The sequence below is a fragment of the Streptomyces sp. NPDC002884 genome (genome assembly GCF_040295245.1).
Lineage (GTDB): Bacteria > Actinomycetota > Actinomycetes > Streptomycetales > Streptomycetaceae > Streptomyces.
In genome coordinates this window covers 540,555-555,410 of sequence record NZ_JBEOVB010000001.1, presented here as the reverse complement: position 1 = coordinate 555,410, position 14,856 = coordinate 540,555, and the positions used below count along the sequence as shown (strand labels likewise).

General features: G+C 74.4%; 12 protein-coding genes. 5 read left to right on the top strand and 7 right to left on the bottom strand.

Annotated features, from left to right (window positions below):
* Positions 1-134 precede the first annotated feature (134 nt).
* The 5 genes from ABT070_RS02470 to ABT070_RS02450 are packed head-to-tail and all read left to right on the top strand — an operon-like array spanning position 135 to position 4,592.
* Complete coding sequence (locus tag ABT070_RS02470; RefSeq protein ID WP_351753511.1) at positions 135-1,208, top strand: class I SAM-dependent methyltransferase; 1,074 nt, start codon at positions 135-137, stop codon at positions 1,206-1,208.
* Entirely contained in the window at positions 1,205-1,594 is a 390-nt protein-coding gene (locus tag ABT070_RS02465; RefSeq protein ID WP_307163157.1) for a cupin domain-containing protein, read from the top strand. The genes ABT070_RS02470 and ABT070_RS02465 overlap by 4 nt, the downstream gene beginning before the upstream one ends.
* Positions 1,591-2,667, top strand: coding sequence for a pyridoxal phosphate-dependent aminotransferase (locus ABT070_RS02460; RefSeq protein WP_351753507.1), 1,077 nt, complete (start codon positions 1,591-1,593; stop codon positions 2,665-2,667). The genes ABT070_RS02465 and ABT070_RS02460 overlap by 4 nt, the downstream gene beginning before the upstream one ends.
* A gap of 30 nt (positions 2,668-2,697) precedes the next feature.
* Positions 2,698-3,741 (top strand): methyltransferase, encoded by a 1,044-nt coding sequence (locus ABT070_RS02455; protein WP_351753504.1) that lies wholly within the window; start codon positions 2,698-2,700, stop codon positions 3,739-3,741.
* The gene (locus tag ABT070_RS02450; protein WP_351753501.1) at positions 3,738-4,592 is read left to right on the top strand and encodes a hypothetical protein; all 855 of its coding nucleotides are present in this window, start codon (positions 3,738-3,740) and stop codon (positions 4,590-4,592) included. Before ABT070_RS02455 ends, ABT070_RS02450 begins: the two co-directional genes overlap by 4 nt.
* A 73-nt stretch (positions 4,593-4,665) precedes the next feature.
* Here the strand turns inward: ABT070_RS02450 and ABT070_RS02445 are convergent, their stop codons facing one another.
* From ABT070_RS02445 to ABT070_RS02415, 7 genes are all read right to left on the bottom strand, one after another.
* Positions 4,666-5,385: a thioesterase II family protein gene (locus ABT070_RS02445; protein WP_351753499.1), complete on the bottom strand. Its 720-nt coding sequence runs from the start codon at positions 5,383-5,385 to the stop codon at positions 4,666-4,668.
* Positions 5,382-6,884 (bottom strand): adenylate-forming 2-oxoglutaryl-ACP ligase AmcH, encoded by a 1,503-nt coding sequence (gene amcH / locus ABT070_RS02440; protein WP_351753497.1) that lies wholly within the window; start codon positions 6,882-6,884, stop codon positions 5,382-5,384. Before amcH ends, ABT070_RS02445 begins: the two co-directional genes overlap by 4 nt.
* Positions 6,881-7,429 (bottom strand): cispentacin moiety biosynthesis protein AmcG, encoded by a 549-nt coding sequence (gene amcG / locus ABT070_RS02435; RefSeq protein ID WP_351753495.1) that lies wholly within the window; start codon positions 7,427-7,429, stop codon positions 6,881-6,883. Before amcG ends, amcH begins: the two co-directional genes overlap by 4 nt.
* On the bottom strand, positions 7,426-8,547 hold the full coding sequence (gene amcF, locus ABT070_RS02430) for a cispentacin biosynthesis acyltransferase subunit AmcF (RefSeq protein ID WP_351753492.1): 1,122 nt from the start codon (positions 8,545-8,547) through the stop codon (positions 7,426-7,428). The genes amcG and amcF overlap by 4 nt, the downstream gene beginning before the upstream one ends.
* Before the next feature lie 183 nt (positions 8,548-8,730).
* On the bottom strand, positions 8,731-10,242 hold the full coding sequence (locus ABT070_RS02425) for a GAF domain-containing protein (protein ID WP_351753489.1): 1,512 nt from the start codon (positions 10,240-10,242) through the stop codon (positions 8,731-8,733).
* Positions 10,243-10,259: 17 nt separating this feature from the next.
* Positions 10,260-11,297: a rod shape-determining protein gene (locus ABT070_RS02420; protein WP_327182876.1), complete on the bottom strand. Its 1,038-nt coding sequence runs from the start codon at positions 11,295-11,297 to the stop codon at positions 10,260-10,262.
* A gap of 229 nt (positions 11,298-11,526) precedes the next feature.
* Positions 11,527-14,844, bottom strand: coding sequence for an SAV_2336 N-terminal domain-related protein (locus ABT070_RS02415; protein ID WP_351753487.1), 3,318 nt, complete (start codon positions 14,842-14,844; stop codon positions 11,527-11,529).
* Positions 14,845-14,856 lie beyond the last annotated feature (12 nt).

Below are 14,856 nucleotides of genomic sequence, written 5' to 3'. Positions count from 1 at the left end.
CGATTCGAACGCCGGGCGTCGACGGAACGTCGGCTCGACATCGGCTCGAGGTCTGCTCGATACCGACTCAATACCGGCTCGACGTCGGCTCGACCGGAGCTCGGCATTCGACCGAAACCAGGAAGGCACCTCTCGTGACTGCTCCCCTTTCCCGTGACGGCCTCCAAGAGTTAGGTGAAAGCGTTTTCCGTCCCGCCGAATGGCAGGGCACCGCGAACACCCCGCTCGACGCCGACACCGCGTTCAACGGATTCATCTCCACGCATGTCGTTTTCGCCTTGGAGCGATTGGGGGTGTTCGCCTGGTTCGACGAGACGGACCGGCTCGACATCCCGGAGTACTGCTGGCGCCGGCAGGTCCATGAAAGCGTTTTCCGCCCGTTGCTGTCGGCGGCGGAGGCCTTCGGGTATCTCGACGTCAGGGACGACCGGGTGACGCCCACCCCCGCCTGGGGTGAACTCCGCCGGAAAATAGGGTTCTTCACCTGGGGCGTGGGCGGATACCACGACGTCTTCGCCAACGCCGCGTCCATCGCGCGCGGAGAACGCGCCTTCGGCAAGGACGTGCTGCGCGACGAGGCCATGGTGGCGCTCGGTTCGGCCCAGGCCGACATGGCGCTGATGCGGAACCTGCTCGACGAACAGATCGCCGCACTCGACTTCTCCGTCATCGCCGACCTCGGCAGCGGGATCAGCGAGCGCGTGTGCCGCCTCGTCAAGTCCCGTCCCGGCGCCCGCGGTCTGGGCCTGGACATCAGCGCCTCGGCCACCGCGCTGGCCGCAGGCACCGTCGAGCGCCACGAGCTGGCCGACCGCGTCCAGCCGATCTGCGCCGACGTCCTCGACGTCCTCTTCCGGGGCCGCCGCATCGAGGGCGCCGACCAGGTGGACGTCGCGATGAGCTTCATGTTCCTGCACGACCTGCTCGTCGACCCCACCACCCGGACGGACGTCATCCCGGCGCTGCGCAAGGCGTTCCCGCGCGCGCACACCTTCCTGCTCGCCGACACCACCGTCCGGCCGCGCGGGGAGAAGGGCACGCTGCCCGTCTTCTCCAGCGGATTCGAGCTCGCCCACGCCCTGATGGGCGTCCCGGTCTACACGCGCGAGGAGTACGAGAACCTCTTCCACGAGGGCGGGCTGCACCTGCGCCGCACGGTTCCCTTCGGCGCCCCGCACACCTACCTGTTCGTCCTGGAGGCACAGTGACGACCGAGCGATGTCCCGCCGACCCCGAGATCGTGGAGGGTCTGCCCATCCCCCTCGCCGTGGCCGGACACCACCAGCCCGCGCCCTTCTACCTCACCGCGGACATGTTCGGCGGCCTGCCCGTGCAGCTCGCCGGCGGTGAACTCAGCACCCTGGTCGGCAAGCCGGTCGCCGCGCCGCACACCCACCCGGTCGACGAGCTGTACCTGCTGGTCTCCCCGAACAAGGGCGGCGCCCGCATCGAGGTCCAACTCGACGGCAGACGCCATGAACTGCTCTCCCCGGCCGTCATGCGGATCCCGGCCGGCAGCGAACACTGCTTCCTGACCCTCGAGGCGGAGGTCGGCAGCTACTGCTTCGGCGTCCTGCTGGGAGACCGCCTGTGACCACGGCCGCGGGACAGTCGGCCCCCGCCGTCGGCACGGCGTTCAACGCGAGCGTTCCCGGGGCCGACGACCTGATCCGGCTGCATCTCAGCGAGAGTCCGCACGGGGCCAGCGAGGCCGCTCTGCGGGCGGCCGAGCGGGAGCTGGGGCGGGCCAATGTCTATCCGGACCCCGAGCGGCAGGACCTGGTGCGGGCGCTCGCCGCGCACTGGGGTGTCGGACCGGACCACATCGCCGTCGCCAACGGCAGTGACGAACTCGTTCTCGCCACCGCCCTCACCCTCGGGGACCGGAGCCTTCCCGGTCTCGTCACCGACGGCACGTTCCCCGGCTACCGGGCCTGCCTGGAACTCGTCGGGCGCGGCTGTACCGCCGTACCGCCGGCCGGCACGGCCGTCGACACCGCCGCCTTCGCCGCGCGGCTGCCCGGACACGGGATCGGCTATCTGTGCAACCCGCACAACCCCAGCGGCGCGGCCCTCACCCGGCGGGAACTGGCCGAGCTGGTCGACGCCTCCGGCCGCAGCGGGGTCCCGCTGGTGTGCGACGAGGCGTACATGGAGTTCGCCGACCCGGGCACCCCGCAGACCCGCGACCTGCTGGACGGGGACGCGCCGGTCGTCGCGCTGCGCACCTTCTCCAAGGCCTACGGCCTGGCCGCGCTGCGCGTCGGCTACGCCGTAGGCCGGCCCGAGCTGATCGCCGGGCTGCGGGGGACCCTGCGCGCCCTGCCCTTCAGCGTGAACCGGCTCGGGCAGGCGGCCGCGACCGCCGCCCTCGGTGACCGGGACTTCGTCGACGGGGTACGCCGGTCCACCGCCGAGCGACGGCGCTGGTTCGTCGGCGAGCTGGACCGGCGGGGGCGTGCCCATCTGCCCTCCGTGACCAACTTCGTCGCCGTAGCGGCCCAGGACTGCGCCCGCGCACAGGATCGTCTCGCCGCCGATTTCGGCATTCTCGTTCGCAATGCGGGACTGTTCGGATTTCCCGGCTATCTCCGTACGTCGCTCGGCGAACAAAAGGACCTCCTGCGGTTCCTCGACGCCCTCGACGAGATCGAGAAGAGCGCCTGAATTCCCACCGAGAACGACTGGAGGCTTTTGGTGTTCCGCCAAGACCCGTTGAACACGATCCTCGCCCTGGGCTCCGGGTTCACCCCCACCGCCGTGCGGGTGACCGCGACCCTCCGCCTGCCCGACCTGGTCGAGCAGGGGCACCGGACCGCGGCCGCCCTGGCCGCCGAGACCGGCACCGACGAGCAGTCCCTGGGCCGCGTCCTGCACTACGTCAGCCTCCTCGGCCTCTTCGAGGAGACGACCGACACCGTGTCGCGGCAGCGGACGTACGAGCTCACCGACGTGGGCCGGGTGCTGCTCGGCGACCACCCGAGCAATCTGCGCCGCTGGCTGGACTACGAGGACCCCAGCCGGCCCATGGAGGCCCGCTTCGAACCGGCCGTCGGCCGGCTCATGGACGCCGTACGCACCGGGCTGCCGGTGTACGAGCAGGCGCACGGGCGGCCCTTCTGGAAGGACCTGGAGGCGAACCCCGACATCGAGAAGTCCTTCAACGCGGGCATCGCCCGGATCGCGGACCGCCTCGTGCCGGAACTGGCCCGCATCTACGACTGGGCGTCGGTGGGGCACGTCGTGGACGTCGGCGGCGGCAACGGCTCCCTGCTGCTGAAGCTGCTCACCGAGCATCCGTCGCTGCGCGGCACCCTGCTGGAGCTGCCGAGCGTCATCGACGAGGCCGCCGGGATCACCGCCCGGGTGTCCGACCGCTGCGAGCTGGTCGCGGGCAGCTTCTTCGAGCCGGTCCCGGCCGGCGGTGACGTCTACCTGATCGCCAACACCCTGCACAACTGGAGCGACCGGGACGCCGCCCGCATCCTCGGCCGCTGCTCGGCGGCGCTCGCCCCCGGCGGCCGGGTCGTGGTCGTCGAGCGGCTGCTGGACAGCGGCAAGGACCCCGTGATGGCGAGCTACGCCGACCTGCTGATGCTGGTCCTGCTCGGCGGCCGTGAACGCAGCATGGACGACCTGCGCGACCTCGGCGCCGGCGTCGGGCTCACCCTCACGGACTCCAGGAAGTTCGAGCTGCCCGGCCACTGGCTCGTCGAGTACACCAAAGAGGAGACCCGGTGAAGCGCTCGCTGAACCCGGACGAGCCCAACGCCCTGCTCTCCTACGACTTCGACCGGGGCAGCAACTACGAGAACGTCCTGCACCTCACCGACGCCCTCGGCGCACTGGTCCCGGAGAGCGAGACCGAACACCCCGACCAGCGGTTCTTCCAGGTCACCCACCTCATCACCGAGTACGCGTGGGTGCAGGTCCACTACGAGCTGCGCCGGGCGATCGGGCACCTCGACCAGGACCGGTACCACCAGGCGGTCCGCATGTTCGACCGGGCCACCGGGCTCAGCGAGGTCACCGTCCAGGCGGTGCGGCTGCTCACCGACCACCTGCCGCAGCACAGCCTGCTGATGATGCGCAACGCGCTCCCCGAGGACGCCACCGGCCTGGACTCGCCCGGCTACCGCAACCTGCGGCGGGTGGCCCGTCCCGTCTGGAAGGCCTACGAACAGGCGGTGGAGCGCGCCGGACTGTCCCTCCAGGACGTGATCGCCCAGCAGGACGACGGCTACGACGGCCCGCGCTCGCCCGGGTCGCAGTCGCTGGCCCTGGTGCGGGAGGCGATGCTGCGGCTGGACGGCAGTGTCCTCGGCTGGAAGCAGCACCACCTGATCATGGTCTGGTCGCAGCTGGGCGGCCAGCCCGGGCTGCGCAAGGGGAACGAGGAGGGCGACGACGAGCTCGAGCTGCCGCAGAGCCTCGGCGGCCGGTCCCTGGCGACGCTGGAGGCACGCTCGCAGCTGGCGCTCTTCCCGGAACTGTGGCGGGCGGCCGAGGACGCGTACTGGCTGCTCGGCACCCGGCACGACACCGACGCCCCGGTGCGCGGCGGCGGGAACGGCTGTCCGGTGCAGCACTGACACTGACACCGCTCCCGCGGCATCTTTCCTTCTGGCACCGCCCCTCGGCGAGCGGGCCGCCGGCCGGCCTCGGTCAGCGGCCCGCTTCGCGCTGCGCCAGGCCGAGGAGCCGGGCCACGACCTCGTCGAAGCGCTCATGGAGGAAGAAGTGGCCGCCGGCGAAGGCCTCGCCGGTGTGCGCGCGCCGCGTGTAGTGCCGCCAGCCGGCCATCACCTCGGGCGGGGTGTCCGCGTCCTCGCCGCCGTACCAGGCGACGAGGTCGCTCGGGAGGGGCCGCGGCTCGGGGTCGGGACGGTGGCCGGCGATCAGCGCGAGGTCGCCGCGGATGACCGGCACGAACCGGTGCCGCATCGGTGACCGGCGCACCTCCCGCGGGATCCGGCCGTTCTCCGAGAGCGCGTCGAGCAGCGCGTCGTCGCCCAGGGTGAGCAGGGGGCCGTAGGCGGAGCGGCCGAGGAGGTGCGGCGGCCGGGCCGCGGCGACCACCACGAACTCGGGCGCGGGGCGGCCCAGGGCGTCCAGGGCGAGGGCCGTCTCGTAGGCGAGCAGGCCGCCCATGCTGTGGCCGAGGAGCGCGTACCGGCCGGACGGGTCCATACGCAGCGCGAGGTCGGCGGCGGCCTCCCGCAGGGTCGCCGCCCGCGGCTCACGGGAGCGCAGGCCCTTGCCCGCGATCTCCAGCGGCCGGGCGCACAGGGCGGCCGGCAGCTCGCGCCGCCAGCGCACGAAGCTGCGCGCGGAGCCGCCGGCGTGCGGCACGCAGTACAGGGTCAGCGGTTCCGCGCCCGTCACTTGTGGTGCTCGCCCGCGCGCAGCGGCTGGATCCGGACCGTCAGCGGCAGTTCGTTACGGGTCAGCAGGGACCGCAGATGCCGCCTCATCTCCGCCTCGGAGGGCGGTGCGGCGTCGTCGACGAAGACGTCCAGTTCGAGGACGGCGGAGTCGTCGTCCACGACGGCGATCCTGGTCGCGGCCCGGACCACACCGGGCAGCGACTCGGCGGCCCGGCGCACCGTGGCCGTCGACACCTTCTCGCCGCGCACCATCGCGAAGTCCGACGAGCGGCCGTGCACGTACACGTACCCGTCGTCGTCGACGTGCCCGATGTCGCCGGTGGCCAGCAGACCGGGCTCGAGCAGATCGCCGCGCTTGGACGGCGCGGGCTCGCCGACCCGCCTGCGGTACACGGTGTCGGAGCGTACGAGCAGCTCGCGCTCCCCGGTGTCGGTGGGCCGGGTGAGCACCTCGACGCCGTCCAGCGGCACGCCCACGGAACCGTGCCGGTGCGGGGGCTCGCGGTGGGCGGCGAGCGTGGACACCCGCGGGCCGGCCTCGGTCAGCCCGTAGGTGATGTACAGGCCCAGCTCGGGGTTGAGTTTCAGCAGCCGGGAGACGTACGACGGGTCGAGCGCCTGGCCGCCCACGGTCAGTGTGCGCAGCGGCGCGGGCAGTTCGCCGCCCGCGGTGACGACGGACTTCACCAGGCTCGGGGTGAGCGAGGAGAGGGTGACGCCCCGGCCGGCGACCGTGGCCAGATAGTCGGCCACCGAGAACGGCGGTCCGGCCATTACCAGCCGCGAGCCGTGCACGAGACCGCCGAGGACCTGGGCGACCAGCGCGTAGGAGTAGTAGACGGGCAGGCTGACCAGGGCGGTGTCGGCGGCGCGCTGGCCGAGGGAACGGCCGTGGCGGCGGGCGTTGCGCAGCAGGGCGTCGAGGCCGTGCAGACAGCCGGTGGCCATGCCGGAGGTGCCGGAGCTCATCAGGATCACATGGCCCGGCCCGTGGTGCAGATACGGCCGCCCGGTGAAGAGGCCGAGGTCGGCGCCGCCGGTGCGGGTGACGTCGGTGACGCCGTACGCGTCGGCCCGGATCGCCGCCCGGACCAGCGCGCAGGCGCCCAGCTGGCGGGCCACCTCGCGGACCCGGGACACCGGGGTGGACGGGGAGAGCAGCACGGGGGTGTGTCCGGCCAGCGCGACGGCGAAGAAGAACCGCAGCGCCCGGATGCCGTTCGGCAGCGCGATGACGACGACGGCGCCGGGCGGGGCGGGCAGCGCCGCGAACCGGTCGACCAGGGCGGGCAGCCCGACCGGGCCGCCCGGATCCTCGGTGGGCGACAACTCCTCTACGCGGCCAAGGAAGTCGCCGACGACGGCGGGGTCGAGCAGCGGATCGGTCAGGACCGTGGAAGCCGCGCTCGGTGCAGCAGTCGCGTTCGCTGGAGTCGCGTTCGGTGGAGTCGTGTGCAGTGGAGTCGTGTTCCGTGGGGTGGTGTTCTGCGAGGTCATGTTCTCCGGGGCCTCCGCGTGGGCGTCGGCCCACTGACGACCAGGCAGTGCGCCCGGTGCTTGCCTTCGTCGTCGACTTCGTGGGTGACGACCAGGACGTGTGCGGCGCTCGGCGGGTCGCCGAGCAGCCAGTCGCCGCACAGGGCTCTGGTGAGCGGCACGGCCGGGGTGAGGGGCATGGGCAGCATCGACACCGGCCCGTGGAAGCCGAACGCCGAGCAGACGACGCCGACGAGCGAGCCCGCTCCGGCGCCCGCGAACCGCATGGGGGAGACCCGGCCGCGGGGGACGGACCCGGCGAGCGCGTGCAGGGTGTGGCGGGTGGCCCGCTCGCTCACCCCGATGACCCCGACCTCCTCGGGACGGCTCGGCGCCGCGTCGCCGCAGTTCTCCAGCGCGTCCGCCACGGTCGCGGCCATCAGCCAGGCCACGGGGTCGGCGTACACCCCGGGGACGCGGCGCGCGATCGTGCCCGGGTCGTCGGTCTCGACCAGGGCGGAGCCGGTGATCACGGCTCCCGCGGGGCACCACTGCGCCGGGTTCACGCGGCGCCCCCGACCGCGGTCCGCTCGGGAGCCGCCAGCAGCAGGCAGGTGTTGAAGCCGCCGAAGCCGAGGGTGAGGCTGATGCCGAGGGAGCCGGTGAACTCCCGGGGGCCGTCCGCGGCGAGCGGCAGGGTCAGTTCCGGCATGACCGTGCGGGTGTGCGGGAGCGGGGGCACGACGCCGTGCCGCAGCGCGAGGAGCAGCGCGATGGCCTCCAGGGCGCCGGTGGCGCCGAGGGTGTGGCCCAGGGCGGGCTTGGTGGCGAACACGACCGCCTCCGACTCCGGGCCGAAGACGGTGCCGTAACACGCGGCCTCCGCCGTGTCGTTGGCGCGGGTGCCGGTGCCGTGGGCGTTGATCACCGCGATGTCCCGGGCGTCGGCCCCGGCCCTGGCCAGGGCGCGCCGGACGGCGAGAACCGCGCCGGCCCCGGTCTCGTCGGGGGCGGTCGGGCCGGTGCCGTCGTTGGACGCGCCCCAGCCGCGCAGTTCGCCCAGGATCCGCGCGCCGCGCGCCGTGGCCGCGGCCCGGGTCTCCAGCAGCAGGAAACCGGCGCCCTCGCCGAAGAGGGTGCCGTCGCGGTCGGTGTCGAAGGGGCGGACGGTGCCGGACGCCGCGAGGGTGCCGAGCGCCCGGTGCCCGAGGAGCTTGCCCTCGGTGAGCAGGTCGATGCCGCCGCACAGACAGCGTTCCGCCTCGCCGCCGGTGAGCAGGGCCGCGCCGGCCAGGACCGCGTCGGCGCCGGAGGAGCAGGCCGTGCTCACCGAGACGGACCCGGCCACCCCCAGCTGTTCGGCGACGGCGGACGTCAGGACGTGCGGAGAGATCTCGGCGGCGTCGTCCAGGTGCGGGCCGAGGCTGCTGCCGAGCACCAGCGTGTCGACGTCCGCGGCCGGGCAGCCGGCGTCGCGCAGGGCGGCGGACGCGGTGGTCACGGCGAGCGAGACCTGCCGCTCGGACGGAGGTCCGGCCGGCCCGGCGTCCGTCAGGAGGGCGGCGGGCGGACGTCCGGCGCCCGCCGACTCCCGGATGCCGACGCGGCCGCTCGTCAGCCGGTGCCAGACCTCGTCGAGACCGTCACCCAGCGCTGTGGTCCAGCCCATTCCGGTGATGCACACGGCCCGATCGGGGTCGGCTCTGCGAAAACCCCCCAATTAAATCCCCCCGGTGTTCCGATAAACGCTCCGAGCGACGCTCTACGTGATCCGCTCGACCCCGATTTGCCGATCGAAATTCTATTTGCATACAGCAATCGTATTTTAACGAAGGAGTTCTGGGGTGGCAAGGGACGCAGGCCGCGCTCACACCGGCGCCCGCCACGTCACGGTCGTCCCGTCGCCGTCGCCGTCGCCGTCGTCGCCTCCGCCGGTGCCCCCGTTGTCGTACACCGTGAGCCGTACGCCCTCACGTCCGTCGGGGAGGGCGGCCGTCGCGTCGATCACCACCTCGACGCGGGAGACGTCCGGGCGGCCGGACGCGGCGGCCAGCGCGCGGCGCAGGGCGGTGAGGAGATGCCCGGCGGTCCGCTCCGGGATCCGGCTCTCGACCGGGCCGGTGAACCGGGTGGACGGCCGGAAGCCGAGGAGGGCGGCCGCGCCCGCCGTCTCGCGCAGCACCCGCCCGCGGAAGGTCGTCGGGGCCTCGGCGGGCGGCTGCTGGAGCGCGAAGATCGCCGTGCGGACCTCCTGGACGGTCGACTCGAGTTCGTCCACCGCCCTGCCGAGGGTCTCGTCGACCCGGCGGTCCGTCTCCCGGGCCGTCCTGCGCCGGGCCGCCTGGATCATCATCCCGGTGGCGAAGAGCCGTTGGACGACGAGATCGTGCAGGTCACGCGCGATGCGGTCGCGGTCCTCGAAGACGGCGAGGCGCTCGCGGCGGTGCCGGGCGTCGGCGAGAACCAGGGCGACGGCGGCCTGCGAGGCGAACTGGACGGCCAGCAGCTTCTCGACCTCCGTGTACGGGGGGTCGCCGCGCCGGCGGGGGAGGGCGAGGGTGCCGATGAGCTGTCCGTCGGCCTGGAGCGGCAGCATCATGCTGGGGCCGAAGCGGTGCCGGACACGGGTCGTCATCCGGGGATCGGTCGCCGAGTCGTCGATGAACACCGGCTCACCGCCCAGGAGTCGGTCGAGCACCGGGCTCCCCGGTCGGATGGTGGCACCGACGAGGTCACCGAGGTCACCGAGGTCACCGAGGTCGCCGATGTCCTCACCGGGGGCTGCGGGGGCGTCCGGGACGGCGGGATTCGTGGCCGTGGCGGCGATGACGATCTCCATGCCGCCGTCCTCGGTGTGCTGGAGGACGATGCCCGCGGCGGCGTCGGCGAGGTGGCGGGCCCGCTCGGCGACCGTCAGCAGCGCGTCGGCGGCGCTCTCGCCGGTGAGCAGCGCGGTGGTGACGGCGGCGGCGCCCTCGACCCAGCGCTCGCGCCGCCGGGCCGCCTCGTACCGGCGGGCGTTGCCGATCGCGAGACCGGCCTGGGCGGCGAGGACGTGCAGGAGCCGGCGGTCCTCGGCGGTGAACTCCCGCCCACCGCCCTCCTTCCCGGCCAGGTGGAGGCGGCCGAACGGCTCGCCGTCCACGTCGATCGGCAGCTCCGACGTGCCCGGACCGTACGGGACGTACGGGCCGCGGGACGGACCGGCGCTGCGGATGCCGGTGCGGTCCTCCTCGCCGGGGCCGGTCGTGGTGAGGGTCGCGTACCGGGCGCCGGTCAGCTCGGCGGCCGCGTCCACGATGCGCTGGAGGGTGGCGGCCAGTTCCAGGTCGGAGCCGACGCCGAGGACGGCGTGCAGCAGGGGCGGCGGCCCGGTCACGGCGGCCGGTCCCGGGCTCAGGCGCCCAGCGGGTCCAGGGTCAGCGGCTCGATCTTGCCCTCCAGCATGGCGCCCAGGCCCTGTGCGGCGCAGATGTCGGGCCGTTCCGCGATGTGTACCGGCATACCGGTGGCCTGACGCAGCATCTGGTCGAAGCCCGGCAGCAGGGCGGAACCGCCGACCATCATGATCCCCCGGTCGGCGAGGTCGGCGACCAGGTCGGGCGGGCACTCGCGCAGCACCCTGCCGATGCCGTCGAGCACGGCGGTCAGCGGGGTCTCGATGGCGTCCCGGACGGCCGCGGTGTCGACCTGCACGGAACGGGCGAGGCCGGTGGCGACGTCCCGCCCGTGGATCTCGGTGGACGCGGGGCCCTGCGAGGTGAGGCCGTTGCCGGAGAGGGCGACCTGCAGGGGCCGGACGGACTGGCTGGGCAGCATCAACTCGTGCTCGTGGCGCAGGTGCTGGACGATCGCGTGGTCCACGGCCTCACCGCCCACGGGGATCCGCTCGGCGGTCACGATCGAGCCGAGGGAGAGGACGGCGACCTGGGTGGCGGCCGCCCCGCACACCATGATCATGGTGGCCTCGGGGCGTTCCACGGGCAGCCCGCAGCCGACGGCGGCGGCGATCAGGGTGTCGACGAGTTCCACCCGGCGGGCGCCGAGGCCCACCAGGGTCTCGATCGCGGCGCGCTGGGCCAGCGGGTCGGCGTCGTGCGGGGTGCAGGCGGCGGCGCGCAGGAACGGCTTGCGGCGCAGCTGGCGGCGGATCTTGTCGCCGAGCAGATGGCGCAGCATGCGCTGCGCCATCTCGATGTCGACGACCGTGCCGCCGGAGACCGGCCGCACGACGCGGATGTAGTGCGGCGTGCGCCCGGTCATCTTCTCGGCGAACTCGCCGACCGCGATCAGCGCGCCGGTGCGGGTGTTCACGGCGGCGGCGGACGGCTGGTCGACGACGAGCCCGGCCCCCTTCACGTACACCCGCGTCCGCGCCGCTCCCAGGTCGACGGCGAAGTGGCAGCGGCGCAGCTGCTCCAGACTGGCGGTCATGGCAGATCCTCCCGAGAGCACAGACCGTGGGGGCTCGCCGGGCCGGCGGGCCTCTCGTGCGTGGGCCGCCGGGCGGCCGGCCTCCTTCGCATAGTGCGGGGGCGGGGAGGGGGCCGCCCTTTCTGGTGGGCCGGGCGAGCAGCGCCCGAATGGGGGTTTTGTCTCACCTGTCCAAAGTAAGTATGAAATACAGTCAGATCGGGGAGGCGCGCGGCCGGATCGGCCGGCACTACAGGGCGCGGGCCGCTTCCAGCACCGGGGTGAGGGAGGGGACCACCACGTCACAGCCCGCCTCCAGCAGCGCCTGCTCGACGGTGGGATTGCGCGCGAGGCCGAGGAAGCGCAGACCCGCGGCCCGCGCGGCGGCGAGTTCGGCGAGCGTGGAGCCGATCAGGACGCCGGTGGCGGCGGGCGCGTCGAGCGGCCGCAGGGCGTGCAGCAGCCGGTGCGGGTTCGGCGTGAGCCGGCCGAGGTCGTCGTCGCGGCCGTGGACGCCGGCCGGGAGCGGAAGCCGGTAGGACTCCAGATAGCGGTGGACGGCCGCCGCGCAGACGTCCGTGGCCACCCCGACCCGGCGCCCGGTGTCGTTCAGGGTGCGGACGAGGACGACGGAGTGGTGGGTCGTGGGCGCGTCCGGTACGGCGCTCAGCTCCAGCCGGTCGAGACGGTCCCGCAGCAGCGGGCCCAGCCGGTCGTGGGCGAAGGCCCGCAGCACGTCCAGCGGGTGCACGAACAGCTCCCGCCCCGCGGCGCGGTCGCCCGGCGGACGGCCCGCCAGAGCGTCCTCGGGGTCGCGGTGCTCGGCGACGATCCTGAGCAGGTCGAGGGCGGCCGCACGGGCGGTCGTCGCCGTGAACAGCCGGGTCAGCGGGCCGTCGAAGCCGAACAGCACGGTCTCGGCGTCGGCGAGCAGGTCCTGGAGCGGGCGCGCGGAGCGGCCGGCCGGCCGACGCACCTCGGGGGGCGGGGCGTAGTCCGGCGCGAGCGTGACCGCGCAGGTCACCGCCAGACCCGGCACCGGCCAGGTGCCGAGCTGGGAGTTGACGGCCCGCTGCGCACCGGCCGCCCGGCGGACGGAGTGGTGGCGGGTGATGCCCGAGCCCGCCGCCAGCAGATGCGCCAGCAGCCGCTCGGGCACGCCCACCGTCTCCGCCCGCACGAACGCCACCGGGTCGTCGACCCGCCAGGTCAGTTCGACGGCCGCGGTGAACAGGCCCTTCCCGGAGCTCGGCAGGGAGATCCGGTCGACGGCGTGCTGCGGGGTGAGGTCGACCTCGTAGTAGGTCGCCGGTCGCGGCGGGCGGCCGTCGTAGGGCAGGACGGGGTCGAGGAGGGTGAGCGGGCTGTCGGGACGGGTGTGCACGATCGCGGTGCGGCCGGGCGCGGGGATGCCCAGCTGGCGCAGGTCACGGGTGAGGAAGGGCCCGCGCACCAGGTCCCGGACGTCGCCGGGGTCGCCCGCGGCTCCCGCCGCGCTCCCCTCCGGCGGCAGCGGGCAGTACCAGGCGAGCGGCGGGGCGTCCGGGGCGTCCCCGAACAGCGGCCGGAAGCGGTGCGGTCCGGAGGCGGCGGAGCTGTCGGCGAAGGCCGCGTAGAGGGCCGGCGGGACGGTGAGGAGGACGGGGGCGGCGCCCGGCGGGGGCGCGGGGGACTCGGACCCGTCCTGGAACGTCACCCGCAGACGCGGCCGTTCGGCGAGCTCGGCGAGCGGGCCGGGGAGCCCGCGCAGGGCGGCGGCGAGCACCGGGAGGAGATACGCCTCCGGCTGGATCCGGACGACGTAGCCGTTCCCGCGGACGTGGACGTCGTACTGCTGGGGGGTGAGATCGCCACGGGCGAGGACCTCGTGGACGGCGTACTCGAGGGTGATGCGGGTCTCGGGCCGGGCGGTGAGGTCGGTGGCGGTCTCGAAGAGGAGCGTGGCCGTCCCGGCGGGCTGTCGCGGCGGTTCCTCGACGCCCCCGCCCAGCCTGCGTACCGTCTCCGCGCTCACGGTGGCGAACGCACCGGCCGCGCCGTCGGCCCCGCCCGCGCCGCCCGCGCCGCCCGCCTCCGCCCGGAACTCGCCCGCCGTGAGGCCCGCCCGCTCGTCGATCAACCCGCCGATCCGGTCCAGGAGTTCCCGGGTGCGGCCGCGTGTCGTGCGCGGCAGGGTACGCAGCAGCAGGTCCCGTACGCCGGGACGGAAGTCGTACGAGCCGGGCGGACCCGGGACGGTGGTCAGCATGCCGCTGAGGATCACCTCGGCCAGGTGCTGGGGGCGCGGGTCGCGGTTCACGGCACGCTGGACGAGGCGCATCACCGGAACCGAGGGGACGGCCAGGGCCAGGTGGCCGGCCAGCCGGAAGGCCTCCCGGGAGGCGGTCGCGCGAAAGCGCAGCACCAGGTCCTGGGCGGGCAGGGCGGCCGGATCGGCGGGCTCCGGCCCGGCGGACCCGGGCGGGACGGGGGCCGGGGGCAGCCAGGCCACCGCGCCCGGGACGCGCGCACCGCCCGGACTCGCGACCAGCGCCGCCCAGTTGGCCAGCCAGGGCGCGCCCGGCTCCAGGACGGGGAGCGGGAGAGCCGCGCCGGGCCGGGGCGCGGTCTCGGGGTCGTACGGGGTGAAGGTGAGCGCGGAGGGCGGGGCCGCCCGGGTCGCGCAGGAGAGCAGCCCCGGCACGGCCGGGAGGGCCGTCGTGGGCCACAGATGCTCCGGGAGCGGCTGTACGACGGCCAGCGGCATCCGGGTCGCCCAGTGCCGCAGGGTCCGGTACCAGCGCTCTCCCGCCGGTCCGGGGCGCCACTGCGGGCCCATGCAGTCGCTCACGACGAGGGTGACCGTCCGGCCGTCCGCCGGGTCGGGAACGTGCCGGGCCTCGCCGTCGGGCGTGGCCGGGTGCGGGGTGACCGTCCGGAAGACGCCCGACTGGGCCAGGACGGTGTGCAGTTCACGGACGAGGGGCCGCCAGACCGGCATCGTCGGGCCGGTGTCGTGGACGAGGTTGAGCCGCAGCCAGCGGTCGCGCGCGGGACGCAGTACGGGCAGCCAGACGTCCGGGTGGGCGCCCAGCCGGGCGATGCGGTCGGCCGTCGCCCGCTCGTCGAGGAGACGGGCGCGCGCCGAGGGCACCGTGCGCTTCAGCGGGCGCAGGGCCCGCTGGAGGGCGAGGGGGTGCGGGAGCATCGGAGGCGCGGGCGCGAGGACGGGACGGTTCCCGGCGCCGCCGCCACCGAAGGCGCCACCGGAATCGGCGGCGGGCGCGGGGAGGCGGAGGGGGACACGGGCGGCGGGGGCGGCGGGCTCGGACTTCGGCGGCGCACCCCCGGCCGTACGGTCGGCCGTACTGCCGTGCGCGCTGCCGGACGCATCGGCAGCCGCACCGTCGGTGTCCCGCCGCGCCTGTGCGCCCGCCGCGTTCGGCACTGACGGAGCCGTCGGCTCCGACGGCTCCTCCGGGTCGCTCGACAGTCCCGCGAGCCAGAGCAGTTCGGCCAGTTCACGCGGGGTGGGCGCGGTGTCCGCCGCGGCCGTCAGCAGTGCGGTCAGCCGGTCCAGGGCGGACATGTCACCCCCCGG

Bases quoted from the DNA above. Each gene is read 5' to 3' on its own strand.
- amcH (WP_351753497.1), bottom strand. From the start codon at position 6,884: ATGACCTCGCAGAACACCACCCCACGGAACACGACTCCACTGCACACG.
- ABT070_RS02420 (WP_327182876.1), bottom strand. From the start codon at position 11,297: ATGACCGCCAGTCTGGAGCAGCTGCGCCGCTGCCACTTCGCCGTCGAC.
- ABT070_RS02415 (WP_351753487.1), bottom strand. From the start codon at position 14,844: ATGTCCGCCCTGGACCGGCTGACCGCACTGCTGACGGCCGCGGCGGAC.